The following is a 19,003-nucleotide window of genomic DNA, read 5'->3' as shown; positions in this document are numbered from 1 at the left end:
TATTAGAATGTTCTGTAGAAATGCAAAAAAATGAGTTTAGTCCAGCCCAATGGGAAGTGTAAACCAAAAAGTTGATCCTGCCCCGAGCTTGCTGTCCACACCAATTTCGCCCCCATGACGCTGGATAATATCCGCACTGATGTACAAGCCTAAACCGAGTCCGGACACCTGATAACCAGACTCATCTGCGCGGTAATAGCGTTCAAACAAATGCGGAAGCTTGTCGGCCGAAATGCCTGGCCCGTTATCCCGTACCGCCACCCTAGCGGTATTGCCAACCCTTTCCGCAATCAGGTAAATATATCTCGAGTCAGGTGCATACTTAACCGCGTTGTTTACAAAATTTACAACCACCTGATCTATCCTGTGCTCATCCGCATACACTTCCAGTTCTTCGTCGCCCTCAAAGATGAGCTCGTGAGTGCCACTTACACGCACATGCCCGCAGCATTCGTCAAGTAACTTCTTCAAAAGGAAGGTAGTCTTATTCAACCGCATAGAACCTTCATTCATCCGGCTTACGTTGAGCAAGTCGTCAATCAGCGCACTGATCTTATCCATGCTCCTGCCGGCCTGATCAATCAGCCTTGGCAAAATAGCTGCGGATGGATTATCCTTCAATCGCTGCATTAACTGAAGAGAAGCTTTAAGCGCTGTGATCGGCGTCTTAAGTTCGTGGCTGGCAATGGAAATAAAGTCGTCTTTCTGCTGTTGCAATTTCTTAAAGTCGGTGATATCCAAAACCGTACCCAACAGCTTTTCAGGTATTCCGTTCGACTGAAAGTAAACCTTAGCCTGAACCCTGATCCAGCGAATCGACTGATCCTTGGCGATTAACCGTGCCTCGTAAAACATGTGACCATCGCGCGCCGCCCTAATGTGAGCCTGCTTACTCAAATGAACGTCGTCGGGATGAAACAACGGAAGAAGATCAAGGCGCGAAGACGGCTTAGGAAAACCAAATATAGCGTCGAAGCGCTCTGATGTGAGCAAGGCATTGGTCAGATAATTATGTTCAAAAGTACCAATCTCAGCAGCGTCCACCGCAAGCCTGATGCGTTCTTCAACGTCTTCGATGGACCGTCTTCCTTTAACCTGCTCCGTCACATCAATGGCCACAACCATAATCGTATTGATCTGACCCTGGTTTACCACAGGTTCATATACAAAATCGATAAAGACCGTTTGAGGTATACCATGCTTGATAAGGACAACCTCATGCTCCTTGGCAACAAACGGCTGCCCTGTACGAATAACATGGTCCATAACCGGCGCATAGCTTTCGGCCGCTTCTGATACGGCCTCCCAAATCGTACGGTTTTCCAGTTCAGCCCTGTCCTTGCCTACCAGTTCAAGATAACCATCATTAACCTCCTGCACCATCAAATCACTCGCCCGGAGCACACATATTCCAATCGGGGCCTGACGGATTAAACTCCTGAACCGTGCTTCACTTTCAGTGAGTGCCTGATGCTTGTCCTGTAAATCATGTTGCGAACGAATGAGATCCTCGTTGGAGGCAGAAAGATCTTCTACCGCGGCAGTAAGCTCCTCATTAATAGCGTTGAGTTGCTCTGTCAGCACCTGCTCATTTTCCAAACTGGCCTCGAGCAGCTGGCGCTGCTGAACCTTCGCTGTAATGTCATCGGCCGCCACGATAATACCGCATACATTGCCTTGGTCATCTCTTAGCGGATCATAATAAAAACTGACATACTTTTCGGCCGGACCTGAGGGTGAATTGTAGTAAAATATCTGCTCCTCCTGCCCGTATCCTATACCGGTTTCATAGACCTGTCGTAAATAGCCTGGAAACGGCTGCGCCTCAAGCTCCGGGAGTATCTCCATCAGCTGCCGGCCTGTAACCTCCTCTATCGATCGGTCCCACAAGTTTACAAGAGGTTGATTAACAATTTCTATAACCCACTCGCGGCCTCTGAGTATCATCAGCGGATAATGCGCAGTCATCACCAGGCTACGCAAACTGGTCTCACTTCTAGCCAGATCCCGGACACGAGCCTCAATCTTAGCCTCAAGCTCCGCGTTAAGCTTTTCAAGCTCATCATGCGCTTCCTTCAAATCCTCAACTGTAGCTGTCAGTTCTTCATTTGCTGCAGCAAGCTCTTCGTTAGAAGCAGCAAGCTCCTCAGTAAGTTCCTGCTCCCGGTGTTCGGCGCGAATCGCCTGAGTAACATTCTGCGTTGTGATCAGCAGATATTCCACATCGTCAGAATTCTTTTTCACCGGCAATATCTCTAGCTGCCACCAGCTCGGCACTACTTCGCCTGCTTCGTTGCGCATGTCGTATCGGAAAACGGGCATATGCACCTGTGTATTGTGGTCTATCGCCTGGTTTAAGGCCAGGCTTACCAGTTCCGGGCCATTCTCACCTGCGATCACCGGATCGTAAACTTGCCACAGGCTTTTGCCTCGATGGTCGGAGCCAGCACCTATACCCGTAGCCTGCATATGTGCACTGTTATAATCAAGTATCGTAAACTCGGGCGAGTTTGCCCGAAGAATGATCCGCGGCACGTCTGATTGAAAGAGCGCTTGAAAAATCGGCGTGGTGATGTGCTCCATGAAAGCTAGCTTAGTTTAGTTTTCGCCACAAAATACTGAGGATATTTCGCAATACCCCCTTTTAAACTATAAATTTTCTTGTCGTTGCCCCATTTCTCCTGGAGTTGCTGGGCTGCATGGAGACTTCGAATACCATGCTGACAAACCAACACGATGCGTTCTTCTTTATAATGACTATTAAGGAAGGAATCAAAATCCCGCAATGGAGCCAGCACAAATTTAGCGGCGTCAAGGCGGGGAGTCTCGCGTTCCTCTCGCACATCAACGAGCAAGGTACCGCCGCCCAGGTAGAGTTGTTCCATTCGCTGCGCATTGATTTCCTCGATATCATCATCAGACAGACCACAGTTCAGACTGTAATTCATTGCAATAAATTCGTTCGCCGACGCCGGTAAACGATAACTAATAGTCGAAGGCACTATGGCAAGCTTACTCATCTGCTGATTTCTTATATCATAAATCAGCAGCTGGTTGACAAGGGCTGTACCGACACCGGTAATCAATTTAATCACCTCTGCCGCCTGCATCGTACCAATAATACCGGGAAGCACACCGAGCACGCCATTGTCAGCGCAGTTGCCTATCTGATCTTTCCCTGGCGGCTCTGGAAACAGGTCCCGATAATTCGCAGCAGTAGCATCAGGCCCTGTTACATTGAAAACAGCAAGCTGACCGTCGTACTGATCGGCCGCCCCAAAAACCAATGGCTTACCGAGCATCGCAGCAGCGTCACTGATCATGTATTTCGACTCAAAGTTGTCCGTACCGTCTAAAATATAATCGTAGCGCTCAAACAAGGATAGCGCATTATGCTGATCTACAGGATAAATATAGGGCTCGACAGCTACATCCGGGTTAAGGTCGTGCAACCTTGCAGCAGCAGCGTCCGCCTTGTATAAACCAAGTGACTCTGTCCCGTACAAGATCTGCCGGTGAAGATTACTCAACTCAACAACATCCGGATCAGCAATACCGATTCGTCCAACTCCAGCGGCAGCTAAGTATTGCAATGCCGGACAACCAAGTCCTCCAGCACCAATCACCAGGACACTGGCACTAAAGAGTTTTCTTTGCGCTTCGATGCCGAAATCCGTTAGACGGATCTGTCTGCTGTAACGTTCGTTCATGTACATCGGCGACTGCGTTAAACAATCAGCTTAGCTTCCATTCAGGGCGCTCATAGTGACAGGTATATCCGTTTGGATACTTTTGCAGGTAATCCTGATGCTCCTCTTCGGCATTCCAGAAATCTGTAGCAGGTACCACCTCTGTAACGATCTTACCAGGCCATTTGCCTGATGCCTCCATTTCTGCAATCAGTTGGAGTGCTACCTCGCGCTGCGTATCATTGAGGTAAAAAATCGCCGAGCGGTACGAGGTACCGATATCGTTGCCTTGCCTGTTACGCGTTGTCGGGTCGTGAATCTGAAAAAAGTATTCAAGTAATCCTCTGTATGATAAACGCTCAGCATCAAATTCTATGGCGATCCCTTCCGCATGTGTACCATGGTTTCGATAGGTTGCATTAGGAACATCGCCGCCAGTGTAACCCACTACAGTAGATATCACTCCTGGCTGATGCCTGAATAACTCCTCAACGCCCCAAAAACACCCCCCTGCAAGAATAGCTTTTTCCGTACTCATAATCTTTCTGTTTTGATTGGAATAAAGGTACTAAAAAGTCCCTAAATTTGTCGCAAACGTAAAAAATGGACACAAGTCATACAATCCAATCACTAGCCAGCGAAAATTTTGCAGGTGTTCACCCCGCTTTTCTGGAAGCGCTCATCCAATGTAATAACGGACATAGCTTTGCTTACGGTGCCGACGAATATACGCGTAATGCAACCGAGCTGTTCGGGCAGGTGTTTGGCGATATTGCCGGCGTCCATTTTACCTTCAACGGAACAGGCGCCAACATCGTCTCTTTAAGTAGCATGGCTGAGCGGTTTAACGCAATACTCTGTGCAGACAGCGCCCATATATACAATGACGAGTCGACCGCCCCGGAATCTCTGGCCGGATGCCGGCTTTTGCCGGTGGCCAGCACCAACGGAAAGATTGATCCGGCAGCGCTTCGGAGAAAGATCACCAGGATCGGCAACCCGCACGCAGCCCAGATATCCGCCATATCTATTACCCAATGCACGGAGTTTGGCACAGTTTACACCATCAGCGAACTCAAGGGGCTTATTGCCGTGGCCAAAGAATTCGGTTTGCTCGTGCATATGGACGGTGCCCGTATCTATAACGCCGCAGCCAGCTTAAACTGCAGTCTTGCAGCGCTTACCTCAGAAATCGGTATTGATGTACTCTCACTGGGCGGAACCAAAAACGGCATGATGTTCGGTGAGGCAGTGGTGTTTTTTAATGACGAGCTATACCAGAAGGCCATCTACCATTTAAAACGGGCAACGCAGCTAAACTCTAAGATGCGCTTCATCAGCAGTCAGTTTCAAGCCATGCTGAATGGCGAACTATGGCGGGAGATCGCTAACCACACCAATAACCTTGCATCCCGGCTTGCTGAAGGACTCAAAAAGATTCCGGAAGTGCAGATTAGCCGTCCGGTAGAGGCAAACGCCGTGTTCGCAATATTTCCAGCTTCATGGATTTCTTCGTTAAAGGAAACCATGTATTTCCATACCTGGGATGAGGAACTTCAGGAAATGCGCCTGGTATGTGCCTTTGATCTTGCAGAAGCCGACATAGATCGGTTCCTCGCTGCTGCTTCAAGACTATCTGCTACGCCCGATATTAGGTAAGAAGCCCGTCAATAGACCGATAAGCGGCAGAAATGAACACAAATGAAAAACGTGTTCTATACTCGTGCTGTCGGCCAGGTTGCCCAGGAGTGCCGACCCAATTCCACCCATTCCGAAAGCAAAACCGAAGAATAGACCAGATACAAGGCCTACCTTACCCGGAATAAGTTCCTGTGCATAAACAAGAATAGCGGGGAATGCCGAGGCCAGAATTACGCCAATGGGAACCACCAGCACGCCAGTCCAGAACAAATTTGCGTAAGGCAGCAGCAACGCGAATGGAGCGGTACCCAATATAGAAAACCAGATCACATACTTGCGACCTATCCTGTCGCCAACCGGCCCGCCAATAAGTGTGCCCGCAGCAACGGAAACCAGGAAGATAAACAAATACACCTGGGAAGTTTGAACAGAAACATGAAACTTACTCATCACATAGAACGTAAAATAGCTTGTTAAGCTGGCCATGTAAAAATACTTGGAAAAGATGAGGATAAGCAGGATAATTATGGCCAGAATGACCCTGGGTCGGGAAAAGCCGTGCGGGGCTGCCCCTGTTCCCTTCTTTGATCGTGTACGCTCACTAACATAGCCGCGGTACCAGTTCCCTACGCGGCTCAATACAACTATGGCCACCAAAGCCACTAAGCAGAACCATATCACGCTGGTCTGGCCGTTAGGCACAATGATCCACGCAGCAAGCAGCGGCCCGAGTGAACTCCCGAAATTCCCGCCCAACTGAAAGATCGATTGTGCCAATCCCCTTTTTCCACCTGAAGCCGCATGGGCCATCCTGGAAGCCTCCGGGTGGAATATCGATGAACCCGTTCCCACGAGAGCAACCGATACAAGCATCATATAAAAATTGCCCGACAAAGCTAATGAGATAAGCCCTATTAATGTGAAACTCATTCCCACAGCTAAAGAATATGGCTGAGGCTTCCTGTCGGTATAAAGCCCCACAAAAGGCTGAAAGAGCGAAGCCGCCATCTGAAAAGTCAGTGTAATTAGACCAATCTGCGTAAAACTCAGGTTATAACTGCTTTTTACAACCGGATATATAGCTGGAATGATCGACTGAATCGTGTCATTCAGGAGATGCGAAAAGCTGATGGCAAAAAGAATCGGAAATACGGTTTTTTCAGCGAGATGGTCTGAAGGATGGCTTGTACTCATGCGCTTGCAAAGATAAGATTTTAGCGCGAGCCATGCACAACGTCTTTTAGTGTGTTCAGGTTTTTTAATGCATCACCCATGGTATTATTGAAATAAACATAAACCGTCTTTCCCTCCGCAAGCCAGTCAGAAATATACCCCGCATATTCATATAGCAACTGCTCGTCATAACTCCCGCGGTAGCTGCCGCCCGGACCATGGAACCGGAGATATACAAAAGGCAGATCACTATCTAGCATAGGCGTTGCCGAAGCAGGCATATCCTGAATAACGAGAGCCATAAAATTGTCCTCCAAAAGACGATATACCTCATCGCGGTAGAGCGACACATGTCTGAATTCCAGCGCAATGTTCCAGTTCATCTCCTCATCGCAATGCCTCAGCTCAGTTACCAGCCGCGCCAGCTGACGCAGGTGTTCGATCCGTACGCTCGGCGGAAATTGCACAAGCACGCACCCTTTCTTTTCGCCTGCATGAGAAATAACATCCATGAAGCGCTGTACCAATTCTGCGTCGAAAAGCAGACCTTTGTTATGAGTAATCTCACGAAAAAGCTTAAAAGTAAACCTGAAACGCTCGGGCACATCTTCTGCCCAACGGGCAATGGTAGACGCCATCGGAATTTTATAAAAAGAGCTGTTCACCTCAATGCTGTTCATCAATGAAGCATAGAAACAGAGACGGCTTTTACTTTTAAACTCATCCGGATAGAAAAGCTTGTTGCGCACTGGCAGTAAAAGCCCGCTGGTCCCCGAATAGAAGCATGACAAATCCGACATAAGCTAAATCATGCGCCTTTCTTGCTCCCGAGACTGCTCATCAGTTGAGCATAGAGATCGTCGCCTTTTTCCTTTTTAGGTTTAAGTTTCTTGATCGTTGGCCGCTTGCCCTTAGCCTTCGCTTCAATCAGCTTAAGCAGCTTAGTATGATATTCATCCTTGTACTTCGACACATCAAAATCTTCAGCATACTGGTTCACCAGCGTCAGTCCCATATCCAGCTCCTTTTTGCTGATATTGATCTTATCATCCACCTTGAGTTCATCCTGATCGCGGATTTGCTGCTGAAACCTGATCCGGGTAACGACAAGCGCCTTGCCCACCGGATGTACAATACATAAACTTTCGCTGCTTCTCAGCACAAAGCGGGCCAGGCCAGCTTTGCCCGACTTTTTCAGTACCTGCATCAGGAGAGCATAAGCCTTGTTGCTTTTCGTTTCAGGCTCAGCATAGTAAGATGTCTCGTAGAACATTGGGTTTACCGAGGCAATGTCCACAAAGCTTTCTATCTCAATCAGCTTGGTCTTCTCCGGTGCGGCAGCCTCAAAATCACTCTCCTCTACAATGATATAATTCCCGTTTTTGTACTTATAGCCCTTCACAATTTTATCGTAGGGAACTTCCTTCCGGGTATCTTCGTTGATCCTCTGAAACTTAATATGTGCATGATCCCTGCTGTCGAGCATATCCAGGTCGAGCGAAGTAGTCTGCACTGCCGAATATAACTTGATGGGAATACTCACCAGGCCAAAACTGATTGTCCCTTTCCAAATTGATCTCATAGTTCTTCATTTATGTCCTTACTAATGCGATGCGGATGGAGAGCATCCAGCCGGTCCGCCAATACATGCAGCAGTTCTTCATCTAAACCACCAGGGTTTTGGCATATATGCAGGAAATTGTACTCATCAGGTTCAAAACCAGCCACAAGCTTACCATCCTGGTAAACCTTGACTTTGCACCGGTCGCCGTCATGATGCGGGTATTCTGCAACTTCAAAGTGGTGGACCTCCTTGTCTACGCTAACCGTAACGGGATAATTTTCCATAATAGCATTCTGCTGATGGTATATAAACAAAACTGAAGTACACTAGTTTTCCGGAACATTGAAAGAAGTCTTTCCAAAGTCATTTGTTGCAACTACATTGCAACAAATAAATAAATAAGCTACCTTTATGAGAATTCAAAAGCAAATGATGACACATATTCCAACTTTCGACGTCATAATTATTGGAGGCAGTTATGCCGGGCTCGCTGCTGCAATGAGTTTAGGCCGTTCGCTCAGAAACGTTCTTGTGATAGACAGCGGACTGCCCTGCAACCGGCAAACGCCGCATTCCCATAATTTCCTGACTCAGGACGGCAAGACGCCCAGGGAGATTTCCGAGACATCCCGGGCCCAGGTAGCGCAATATAGAACAGTTCAGTTTTATGATGGTCTTGCGACAGCGGGCATTAAAACAGAAAACGGATTCGAAATAAAGGCAAGCTCAGGAGACACCTTTTACGGCAGAAAACTCATTCTTGCTACAGGCATAAAAGATCTGATGCCAGACATAAAGGGCTTCTCCGAATGTTGGGGAATTTCCGTCATCCACTGCCCCTATTGCCATGGTTATGAATTTCGTGACAAAAAGACGGCGATTATGGCGGATGCAGCGCGGGCAACGCATTTAGCGCCGCTGGTCAGCAATCTGACCAGAGACCTGAGCATTATCGGGCTGCAGGGTACAGCATTCGATGGGCCACAGTTCGATAAGTTCAAGGAGAATAACGTGCAGTTTATCGCAGCAACGGTCAAAGAAATCGAACATGAGGCTGGCTACCTTCACCATGTGGTCACGGAAGACGGCAGTAAGTATGCATTCGACGCAATTTATGCGGGCATCCCCTTTGTTCAGCAGTCGGAGATCCCGGCTTTCCTAGGCTGTGAGTTCACAGAGCAGGGACATATCAAGACAGACGCCTTTCAGAAAACTTCAGTACATGGGGTGTATGCCTGCGGCGACAACACCTCAGCCATGCGGTCGGTGGCCAATGCCGTAGCGGCGGGGTCGTTAACGGGCGCGATGGTCAACAGAGACCTGGCAGAGGAACTCTTTTGAAGCAGCGTAGCATAACACAGATTACTTTTTGTATATTGTGTTATGATTTTCGCTCACTCACCTTTTGTCGCAGTGCTAGCTGCGACACTGCTTTCCGTGCAATTCGCGTTCAGCCAGGAAGCACCGCTAAATCGCTTTGTAGTCATTGACGAACAAACGCTGAAGCCCATCCCCTTCGTTTCCATCAGCCTGCTACGGGCAAACTTATACATCAACACTGAAGACGATGGCATATTTTCCATTCCGGGCGAACTTCCAAAGATAAAAGACACCCTCCGCGTTTCTGCACAAAACTATGCTACACTGCTTATACCCCTGGGCAAGCTCAGCGCACAAAACAGCATACGTTTAAAACCAGTACCTTATAAGCCAAATAAAGCAAAGCGGACATTAACGAAAGACTCGGTTTTAAACGATTTCAGTCGCCGCGACATCACCCATTACGCCGGCATACAGAAAACGGCTGCAGATGCAGACCATCTTCAGCTTGCACAGCAGTTCGACCTTCCATTTGCTGGTGCTCTGCTTCGGGAAGTCACCATCCATCGCCTTGCATTCACATTTCATCACAACGGCGGTATCGAATCTACGCGCTTTCACCTGCGCGTTTACGGACTCGACAAGAACACTGGAGGTCCTGGAAAAGATCTTTGCGGCCGGATTATTGAGATAAAGAACCGGGAATCAAAACGTATTAGCGTAAATCTCCAGGACGATAACATTGTTATTCCCGACACCACTTTTTTCGTGGCTATCGAAATACTCCGGAACTATGACAATTTCGGCTATGCGGATGTATTTGATCCCAAAACAGGTATACGTAAACGTGTGGTGAACTACCGGCCTGCAATCGCCATTTCACCTGAGCGCGGCGATAAGACCAAGATCTGGGCCATGAACATGCGTCAGCAATGGTCGCCCTACACCTATTTCTATCCTGACTTCACCGACCTGGCCATCAAAGCAACCATCAGAAAATGATATGAAAATACGCACGCTCATTTTATTCATAGTGGCGCTGTTTCCGCTGGCAGGCTTCGCTCAACTTACATTCGAAGGGCAAGTTTTCAATAAGACCACCGAGCAGCCTGTCAGTAACGTCAACGTTAGGCTCCTTAACGAGGATATCGCTGTAATAACTGACGCTCATGGCTTTTTTAAGTTATTGTCTGAAAAAGACAGTCTGGATAATGACACCTTGATTTTCAGCGCAGTAGGATATGTTACAGCACGAATCGCGGCAAGCGAATTTCTAACTCAGCGCATTGTAGTCCTCACACCGGCTACGACGATTCTGGAGGAAGTAGCCATTACCGACCGCCGCCGGAAGCAAAAGGTGCTGAATAAATTCGACCTTACTCATGTAAGAGACGAGCCGCCCCGTTATGTAACTCACGCGTTCACACCGTTCAGTTATTTTTATGCAAAGCTGTTTACCTCACCGGAGGAATATTCATCCCTCAAAAAAATTCAGATCGGAAGACGCAATTTCAACGGTCCGCGCTCACCCAGCCGAAGTACAGCACACGCTAAAACACGCTTCCTTGTTCACATAATGGAAGTCACGACTGGCGGACTCCCCGGAAAGATACGCTTCACTAAGACCATCGAATTAAAGAACAACAGCATCTGGTATGTTATAGATATGAGCGAAGATAAGATTACGATAAACGGCACCCAGTTTTTTGTAGCCATCGAGTGGCTTCCCATACCTTTCAACGAAGTCGTCTTTTTCGGCAGTGCCTTGAAGGTAGAGCGAATCAACCGCAAAGGCGAACAAGTCCATGATACCGTGCCAGCATATTCCATAAAGTACGAGCCTGCCCTCATCGGGTATCCACGGAAAGAAATTCCAAGGGCCTATATTAAAGACCCCAGGGGAAACTGGGTCGAGCATACCGAATACGACGTCGCATTGTCGGCCACCATAGAATATTAACGATGATTATATTTAGCCCTGAAACCTGTAGGCGACTCGCCGGTCTTCACCAAAAACAGACGGCTAAAATACGCCGGATCGTCGTAGCCCAGATCGTAAGCAATCTCTTTTGCAGTCATCCCAGTGTGAACCAATAAACGCTTAGCCTCCAGCACGATCCTGTTTTTGATGACCTCGTTGGGCTGTGGAAGATTAAGCCGTTTAAATTTATGGGTAATTGTCTTGGGCGACATATACAGCAGGTCAGCATAATCGGCTACCGTATGTTTCTGTTTATAGTTCGCGTCAACGAGCAGGGTGAATTTCCTGAAAAATTCCAGGTCGGCATGCTGCTCCGTCACCACCCTGTCCAGATGCTGTATTTTCCATAGCCGTGTAGCCTTAATCAGCAACTGCTTCAGGTAGGTACGAAGCATTTCCTCCATCGAAGAGTCGTTGTTCAAGAACTCGTCCTCCAGTTCAGAAAACAGGTAATCGATAAATGCAGCCTCCCTGCTTTCCAGCACAACCACAGGCATATTATGAATATTGTTAAATAACAGCCCATCACAAGAAACCTCCGCATCATTGATCTGAATACAATAAAAATCACGATTATAATATACGAAATGTCCAGGCCGGTCTCCCAAACGTTCTAACTCGATATGCTGGTTGGGGGCCACAAACAGAAGCGTAGGCTTAGCCGTGTTATACACCGCAAAATCTACCTTTATGGTATAGCCTTCCGGCAGATATAAAACCTTGATATATGATTTATAGGCATCAATGCCGGCTGCCTCAACCTGATCAAAATGAAGCAGCCCGAATGTCTTCAGGCTGCTTTCAAACAGATAATTATCTTTCCTCATTTAGCAAAATTTCTCTAAAATAGGCAAACGGGGGTGTTATTGTCTTGCAAACTTTTCCAACTCTGCATTGAACTTGTCTGCTTCTTCAAAGAATAAGGCGTGTCCGCTATTTTCAAACCTTACCAGGTGAGCATTTGCAATTCCCTTTTTGAGCGCTTCACCGGCCGATAAACTAACCAGTTTGTCGTGCACCGCACTAAAAATGACGGTCGGTATTTTGATCTTTGAAAGCTCCCGTCGTAGGTCCAGGTTAAGTAATGACCTGATAGATTCAGTTGTCGCATATGGCGAGGCCTCCAGATTCATATTCTCCAGCCACTTCACAATGTTCTGAGAGATAGCACCTTCCCTGGCCGGAAAATCTTTTCCAAATCCGGCAATTAAATCCTGCCTGTTCTTCATCGTTTCATTAATAAGATTTATCGCATCAGCTTCGGGCACACCATAAGGAGCACCCTCGCGTTGTTTCCATGTCGGAGCCGCGGCTGCGAATAAGGCCAGTTTTCCTACATGAGCCGCGTTATACTTTGTTACATAGTGAATCACCACGGCTCCGCCCATCGAGAAACCGCCAAGCACCGCATCTTCAATTTTCAACTTTTCTAGGACAACTTTGATATCATCCGAGAATACATCAAAATCATAGCGTCCGTATGGCTTGTCCGACTTACCAAACCCGCGAAGAGAGATTCCTATGACCCTGAAACCCTTTCGAACCAGATATTGGTACTGATACTCGTACATGGCGTTGCTCAGCGGCCATCCATGAATCAGGACAACAGGTTTACCTTCACCCAGGTCGGTAACATGTAACCTAACATTTTTTTCCACCTCAACATACTCCTCCCTGCCAAGCGAAGCAGGTACTCTTTTCCCTTGAGCGTGCACTGAATCTTTTACACCGAAAGCGATAACCGCTGCTAAAATTAACTTGCTGATTGTTTTTGATACTGAATTTTTCATTTTATTTATTGTTTTAGTGTTTATGATTAATTGAACAGTACAAAGTTGCACAAACACATACAGCGGGGGAATGGACATATTGCCATGAGCATTGTACATTTTTCCCCTTCAACAAAAACAATCCCCGGATATGTACCTTTATCTTAAAAAAGACAGAAAATGAATGTAAAGATCATCACCTCTACAACCCGGCCAGAGCGCAAAGGAATCGCCATTGCCGAGTGGATATACAACCTTGCTGCCTCACAGGAAAACATAGATGCCGAACTGCTTGATCTTGCTGCAATCAATCTTCCATTGATGGACGAGCCGCAACATCCGCGGTTACAACAATATCAGCATCAGCATACGAAAGACTGGAGTGCTAAGATCAGTGAGGCCGACGCCTTCATTATTGTTCTGGCGGAATATAATTACGGGTTTCCGGCGCCAATTAAAAATGCCCTCGATTACCTTTTCAATGAATGGGCCTATAAACCAGTAGGAATAGTGAGTTATGGCGGCGTTTCCGGTGGCTTACGCTCCACGCAAATGCTTAAGCAGGTACTCACCACGCTGCATATGATGCCCCTCAACCAGGGAGTTACCCTACCGATGTTCAGTAAGTTTATAGGTGAAGACGGAAAGTTTGGGGCCGACGAAAGTCATGGTAAAGCCGCAGGAGCCATGTTTAAAGAGTTAGCGAAGTGGGCAGAAGCGATGAAAACGCTCCGGGCCTAGTCGTATGCCTTAAAACCTGACCACGTTCCAGTAAGCGCCCTTAGGCTGCAGGTCCTTGTCAAATAAAAGCGGGTAGTTCTTACGGCCGCGTACCGGGAAGTTGTCGAGCCAGCTGTGGCGGTCCGACAAATTCCAGAAGGTGACGCCCGTAAGTACACCACGGTATTGCCGGAACACCCGGAAAAACATACCGTATTGCTCTTCCTGCTTCTTCTGCAGCCCTTGTGTGAATCCGGAACTAGCGGCCCCTTCGGTTTTCCTGTCGCCATCGGGATAAACAGATACGTCCAGTTCGGTAATTTGCACTTTAAGGCCTAATGCCGAATACTGATCCACAGCCGCTTTTATGGTTTCTTCGGAAGGACCGGTGACAGACCAGTGTCCCTGCAGACCTACACCGTGGATAGGAACCTTGGCATCTGTCAGCTTTTTTAACAGTTTATAAATACGCTGACGCTTTTCCGGGTGTTCAGCATTATAGTCGTTATAAAACAACACCGCATCCGGATCGGCCTCATGCGCATACTGAAACGCTTTAAAAATAAAGTCCTCACCGCATATCTGGTACCACACCGAGTTTCGTAAGAACTCATTGGGATTATCTGAAATTGCTTCATTCACCACATCCCAGGCATATATCTTGCCTTTGTAGCGTTTCACCACAGTATAAATATGTGCCTTCAGGCGTTCAAGCAGAACTTCCTTACCTACCCGCTCACCCTTATCATCGCGGAACATCCAATCTGGTGCCTGGGAATGCCAGCAAAGGGTATGCCCTCTCACCTTCAACCCATTTGCAGCAGCGAAATCAACGATCGCATCTGCACCACGCCAGTCGTAACGGTTTTCCTCCGGATGAATCGGTTCCATTTTCATCGCATTCTCGGCAGTTACGCTGTTAAACTCCTTCAAAATCAGCTTCCTTTCGTCCGGATTCTGCAGCTGACGTGGCGTTATGGCTACTCCTATCGGAAAGTAAGCCTTGTAGTAATCCTTAAGTCCCTTACCATCCGTACCGCTCTGGGCTGGCAGGCGACTAGCGCCCGCGACAAAAATCAATAGTAATAGAACACTTCTCATACACTGGATTTATATAGCTCAAGATACACATTTTATCCTGCTATCAAACGCAAGCCGTGGGCAGATAACCGTTCATTTAATTTGTAATGAATCCAAATAAAAATATATTTGCACCAATTCAAAACAAACCAATATGCCGAATTCATACTTACTTATACCCTCCGGGCCAGCGGCTAAACTTCTGTCCGGCTTTTTGCTAAGCATAATGTTCCTTTTCCTGTTCACCACCGCGTCTGCGCAAAACAGCGAAACCTCAGGCGCTACCATCACCGGAACAGTTTCCGACACCAATGGTCAGCCTCTCCAATATGCTACTGCAGCCATTAAGGGAGGCAAGAGCAGTCAGACAAATGCTGAGGGTAAATTCCGTATTACGGGTTTACGTCCGGGCATTTATCAGCTCACCGTTAGCCGTGTAGGCCAGCAGTCAGAGACGAGAGACATCAACCTGGAAGCCGGACAAGCACAGGAGCTGACTTTCGTACTTCAGCCCGGCACCGACCTCTCAGAAGTAATTGTAACTGCCGGCAGAAAGCCCGAGAGCCTTAAAGACGTACCATCTTCGGTGAGCATCCTTACCGAACGCGAAGTAAAGGAACAGTTGAACGTTAACCCCTCGGTAGCGGCCATTTTAGGGAATACCATACCGGGATTAGGGACATCGAATAATAAAGCGACTAACGCCGGACAGACCCTCAGGGGGCGCCAGGTACTTGTGCTCATCGACGGAATACCACAATCTACACCGCTCATGAACGGAAGCCGCGACATCCGTACGCTTGATCCTGCGGTCATTGAACGTGTGGAAGTCATCAAAGGCGCTACCTCCATTTACGGTAATGGCTCCGCAGGGGGAATCATCAACTTTATCACGAAGAAAGCGGTGGCCGACAAAGCGTTCAGCGGCACCACGAGCGTCGGATTAAACAGCAATGTTGCTCATCCCGCAAATACGCTTGGTTATCGCTTATCTCAGGGCTTTTCCGGAACGGCCGACAAGCTCTCCTATGTGGTAAACGGCACCTATAATTACACCGGTGTGCTGCGTGACGCGAAGGGCAATGTAAACGCACAGCCCGACGGACTGGGAGAAAACTCTCTATATAATGCATTTGCCAAACTATCGTACAAACCAAACGCAAACAGCGCAGTTACTGCCTCCTACAACCTGTTTCGTAGCGTACAGGATGCAGACTATATCAATGTGACAGGAAAATATGGGCAGGCACCTTCAGTTGGCCAGAAAGGCGATGATCCGGGCGAACCTGCCGGAACGCCCTATAACCACAACGCCCTCATCTCCTACCAAAATACTGCCCTGCCTTTAGCAAGTTCGCTTGATCTGTCTGCCTATTACAACAGCTTCGTATCCATGAACCGCTATGTAGAGCAAGGCACCGCATGGTACGGGCCAGGACAAACGAAAATACAATCATTCAAAAAGGGTGTCAGGCTTACGCTCAATACGCCCTGGGCAATGGGCGGTCTGGGCCAGGGTGAGTTAACTTACGGATTAGACCTGCTAAATGACCGTACCAACCAGGTGCTTACTGATGGACGGGTATACATTCCAGACATGAACATGCTCAACCTTGCACCGTACGCGCAGTTTAACATCGACCTGCTCAACCAGTTCGTATTGAAAGCGGGCGTGCGTCACGAAAATGCAGATGTGAAGGTTAAAGACTTCAACACCATTGCAACCGGTCCGGACGGTGCAGGCAGCATCGCCGTAAGTGGCGGAAAGATTCCGTACAACGCCACCACTTTTAATGCTGGTTTGCGTTACAACAGGTACGAAATATTCAATCCATTCATCAGCTTCTCGCAAGGCTTCGCCATCAACGAGCTTGGACGCATCCTGCGGAGGGCTACAAGCAACACGCTGGAATCCATAGCCACCGATCCGATCATCACCAACAATTACGAGGCAGGCTTCAGTTCAAGGCTGGGCATGGTCAACCTCACCGCATCATACTATGTGAGCACATCCAGGCTGGGGGCAAATCTGGTCGACGTAGGTGGTTTTCTCGTAGCGCAACGTGAACCTGAAAGGATACATGGCTACGAAATCGCTGCTGATGTAAACGTCAGCGAGCAATGGACGGCAGGGGGCAGCTATTCCTATGTAGAAGGCAAGGCTGAACAAGCCGACGGTACCAAGGTTTACATGAACGGACTGCGTATTGCGCCTCCTAAAGCAACAGCTTACCTGGGTTACCGTCCGCTAAGCGCACTAGATATGAAATTGTACTGGGTATATACCGATGGGCGCGACCGGTTTAACGTTCGGGCCAACAACCTTTACGCCAACAGCGAAGGACCTGTAGAACCGGTAAGCCTGTTTAACCTTACTGCAGCCTACCGGATCAACGCGCAATGGTCGGCCGGACTAGGTGTAGAAAACCTGCTCAACAACGCCTACTATCCCGTAGTAAGTCAGTATAGGGCCATAGATGCCGAGTACGTGCGCGGCAACGGCGCCACCATGAGTCTCAACGTATCGTACAACTTCTAACAGGTGTTCAGGAAGGTTTTCTTCTGGTTACATAAATGGCTGGGGCTGATTACCGGGATCGTCGTCCTGATCGTCAGCCTCACCGGCTGCATCAATGTGTTTGCAGACGAGCTGAAAACGTTTTTCTATCGCGACAGGCTGTATGTTACAGATACCGGTGGGGGCACATTTCGTGATTTCAGTGAACTGAGGCAAACCGCACAGCAAGCGCTGGGAGCTGATATCAAAGTCACGCGCGCTGAAATCTACCCTGACGGCCGGCGCAACTGGATCTTCCGGGCTACGCTTACCGACAAAGACGGCATCGGCTACTGGAACTATAACAAATATTACTACCGCGTGTACGTAAATCCGTACACCGGAAAAGTAGTCTACATAGAAAATACGCTGAACGAGTTTTTCCAGATCGTGCTCAGCCTGCACCGCAATCTCCTCCTTGGCGATACTGTCGGGGGCATAATAACCGGAGGCTCATCCCTCTGCTTTTTCCTACTGCTGCTAAGCGGCCTCGTCCTCTGGTTCCCGCGAAAATGGAAGAGAAAAGCTTTTAAGCGCGGATTCGCACTAAAAATGCGCGTCGGTATTAAGCGATTGATTTACGATATCCATAATGTTTTCGGGTTCTACATTATCATACCCGGAATCATCATCTCGGTAACAGGTATGGTATTCGCTTTTGAATGGGCCGATAAATCGGTGCAATATGTAGCCAACGGCGGCACGCCTTACCAGAAGATTAAAATTCCTCTGTCGAGCCCAAACCCGGATTATAACCGAGGAGCGGCCGACTCAGTACTAAAAAAACTCTTACACGATCATCAAGATGCCGACATATTTTCCGTACGCTTTCGCGACAAGGAAACTGATCCGCTTGATGTACAAGTACGTCTGGCCAAAAACCGGACCCACCAGTTCATGTGGTATTACTTCGATCGCAACACGGGTGAGCTATTGCTAAAGTATGGTGATCAGGACATCAGGGGCGGACAAAAACTCCGTACCATGAATTACGATCTGCATACCGGCGCTTACAGCGGCATACCCACCAAGCTCTTCTATTTCTTCGTGTCGCTCATTTGCGCAGGATTACCCATCACCGGATTCATCATGTGGTACAACCATAAAGGCAAACCAGCCAAAAGAACAAAAAGCCCAGCAGGACGGTATGTCTAACAAAAAAGCCCCTTATAAGGGGCTCTTAATTCTGTCTTCTACTTTACTTTCTTTTCGATATCCTTACGCTGGTTAGAGCCGCCTTTCTTTGCGTCCTTAATATCCGACTGCTTAACGCCCATCTTTCCAGCCTCATATTTAATCTCGTGTTCCTGATTCGATACCGAATTCCTTTCCACTTTTGTTCCTCTGGCCATAATTTTTAAGTTTAGGTGAATGTTAAACCAATAACAATTGAAAGGCGATATGGTTTATAAAGTAGCAATGGGGATATCGGAAGCCGGTTTGTTTTATAAAGACAAGAACTCCGTATAAACAACAAAACCCTGCAGCATTGTTAGCTACAGGGTTTGT

General features: G+C 47.9%; 18 protein-coding genes. 7 read left to right on the top strand and 11 right to left on the bottom strand.

The annotated features are described in order from the left end of the window. Positions 1–36 precede the first annotated feature (36 nt). From QEP07_RS00090 to msrA, 3 genes are read right to left on the bottom strand one after another with little or no spacing between them, the layout of a single operon-like run. Entirely contained in the window at positions 37–2,583 is a 2,547-nt protein-coding gene (locus QEP07_RS00090; RefSeq protein WP_285007970.1) for a PAS domain-containing protein, read from the bottom strand. Positions 2,584–2,588: 5 nt separating this feature from the next. Continuing rightward, complete coding sequence (locus QEP07_RS00085) at positions 2,589–3,716, bottom strand: HesA/MoeB/ThiF family protein (RefSeq protein WP_285007969.1); 1,128 nt, start codon at positions 3,714–3,716, stop codon at positions 2,589–2,591. A 19-nt stretch (positions 3,717–3,735) separates the two neighbouring features. Then, positions 3,736–4,227 carry a peptide-methionine (S)-S-oxide reductase MsrA gene (gene msrA, locus QEP07_RS00080; RefSeq protein WP_285007968.1) on the bottom strand — a complete coding sequence of 164 codons (492 nt, stop codon included), beginning with the start codon at positions 4,225–4,227 and terminating at the stop codon, positions 3,736–3,738. A gap of 65 nt (positions 4,228–4,292) precedes the next feature. Here msrA and QEP07_RS00075 point away from each other — a divergent pair, with 65 nt between their 5' ends. Beyond that, entirely contained in the window at positions 4,293–5,348 is a 1,056-nt protein-coding gene (locus QEP07_RS00075; protein ID WP_285007967.1) for a threonine aldolase family protein, read from the top strand. On the opposite strand, the gene QEP07_RS00070 is transcribed toward QEP07_RS00075, so the two are convergent. Genes QEP07_RS00070 through QEP07_RS00055 form a run of 4 tightly spaced genes read right to left on the bottom strand, consistent with a single transcriptional unit; the run spans position 5,322 to position 8,351 of the window. Then, the gene (locus QEP07_RS00070) at positions 5,322–6,524 is read right to left on the bottom strand and encodes an MFS transporter (RefSeq protein WP_285007966.1); all 1,203 of its coding nucleotides are present in this window, start codon (positions 6,522–6,524) and stop codon (positions 5,322–5,324) included. The two genes, QEP07_RS00075 and QEP07_RS00070, sit on opposite strands and share 27 nt — an antisense overlap. A gap of 20 nt (positions 6,525–6,544) precedes the next feature. Further along, on the bottom strand, positions 6,545–7,303 hold the full coding sequence (locus tag QEP07_RS00065) for a DUF72 domain-containing protein (protein WP_285007965.1): 759 nt from the start codon (positions 7,301–7,303) through the stop codon (positions 6,545–6,547). A gap of 8 nt (positions 7,304–7,311) precedes the next feature. Continuing rightward, positions 7,312–8,085, bottom strand: a complete 774-nt coding sequence (gene ku / locus QEP07_RS00060; RefSeq protein WP_285007964.1) for a non-homologous end joining protein Ku — start codon at positions 8,083–8,085, stop codon at positions 7,312–7,314. Further along, positions 8,082–8,351, bottom strand: coding sequence for a hypothetical protein (locus tag QEP07_RS00055; protein ID WP_256007028.1), 270 nt, complete (start codon positions 8,349–8,351; stop codon positions 8,082–8,084). The genes ku and QEP07_RS00055 overlap by 4 nt, the downstream gene beginning before the upstream one ends. A gap of 127 nt (positions 8,352–8,478) precedes the next feature. Between QEP07_RS00055 and QEP07_RS00050 the strand changes: the two genes are divergently transcribed. Genes QEP07_RS00050 through QEP07_RS00040 form a run of 3 tightly spaced genes read left to right on the top strand, consistent with a single transcriptional unit; the run spans position 8,479 to position 11,347 of the window. Further along, entirely contained in the window at positions 8,479–9,408 is a 930-nt protein-coding gene (locus QEP07_RS00050) for an NAD(P)/FAD-dependent oxidoreductase (protein WP_285007963.1), read from the top strand. Between the two features lie 42 nt (positions 9,409–9,450). Next, positions 9,451–10,389 carry a peptidase associated/transthyretin-like domain-containing protein gene (locus QEP07_RS00045; protein WP_285007962.1) on the top strand — a complete coding sequence of 313 codons (939 nt, stop codon included), beginning with the start codon at positions 9,451–9,453 and terminating at the stop codon, positions 10,387–10,389. Position 10,390: 1 nt separating this feature from the next. After that, entirely contained in the window at positions 10,391–11,347 is a 957-nt protein-coding gene (locus QEP07_RS00040; RefSeq protein ID WP_285007961.1) for a carboxypeptidase-like regulatory domain-containing protein, read from the top strand. Here QEP07_RS00040 and QEP07_RS00035 read toward each other — a convergent pair. Together QEP07_RS00035 and QEP07_RS00030 are read right to left on the bottom strand one after the other, a co-directional pair. Continuing rightward, positions 11,344–12,195, bottom strand: coding sequence for a helix-turn-helix domain-containing protein (locus QEP07_RS00035; protein ID WP_285007960.1), 852 nt, complete (start codon positions 12,193–12,195; stop codon positions 11,344–11,346). The two genes, QEP07_RS00040 and QEP07_RS00035, sit on opposite strands and share 4 nt — an antisense overlap. 36 nt (positions 12,196–12,231) lie before the next feature. Then, positions 12,232–13,158 (bottom strand): alpha/beta fold hydrolase, encoded by a 927-nt coding sequence (locus QEP07_RS00030; RefSeq protein ID WP_285007959.1) that lies wholly within the window; start codon positions 13,156–13,158, stop codon positions 12,232–12,234. 159 nt (positions 13,159–13,317) lie between these two features. Between QEP07_RS00030 and QEP07_RS00025 the strand changes: the two genes are divergently transcribed. Then, a complete protein-coding gene (locus tag QEP07_RS00025; protein WP_285007958.1) occupies positions 13,318–13,878 on the top strand; it encodes an NADPH-dependent FMN reductase in 561 nt (186 codons plus the stop codon). 9 nt (positions 13,879–13,887) lie between these two features. Here QEP07_RS00025 and QEP07_RS00020 read toward each other — a convergent pair whose 3' ends face one another. Next, complete coding sequence (locus tag QEP07_RS00020) at positions 13,888–14,958, bottom strand: endo-1,4-beta-xylanase (RefSeq protein WP_285007957.1); 1,071 nt, start codon at positions 14,956–14,958, stop codon at positions 13,888–13,890. A 133-nt stretch (positions 14,959–15,091) separates the two neighbouring features. Between QEP07_RS00020 and QEP07_RS00015 the strand changes: the two genes are divergently transcribed. Then, complete coding sequence (locus QEP07_RS00015) at positions 15,092–17,476, top strand: TonB-dependent receptor (RefSeq protein ID WP_285007956.1); 2,385 nt, start codon at positions 15,092–15,094, stop codon at positions 17,474–17,476. A 3-nt stretch (positions 17,477–17,479) separates the two neighbouring features. Then, positions 17,480–18,649, top strand: a complete 1,170-nt coding sequence (locus QEP07_RS00010; protein ID WP_285007955.1) for a PepSY-associated TM helix domain-containing protein — start codon at positions 17,480–17,482, stop codon at positions 18,647–18,649. 38 nt (positions 18,650–18,687) lie between these two features. Here QEP07_RS00010 and QEP07_RS00005 read toward each other — a convergent pair whose 3' ends face one another. Continuing rightward, the gene (locus tag QEP07_RS00005) at positions 18,688–18,846 is read right to left on the bottom strand and encodes a hypothetical protein (RefSeq protein WP_256007036.1); all 159 of its coding nucleotides are present in this window, start codon (positions 18,844–18,846) and stop codon (positions 18,688–18,690) included. Positions 18,847–19,003 lie beyond the last annotated feature (157 nt).

Origin of the sequence: Pedobacter faecalis (genome assembly GCF_030182585.1) — a bacterium.
Taxonomy (GTDB): Bacteria; Bacteroidota; Bacteroidia; order Sphingobacteriales; family Sphingobacteriaceae; genus Pedobacter; species Pedobacter faecalis.
This window is presented reverse-complemented; position numbering and strand designations above follow the sequence as displayed.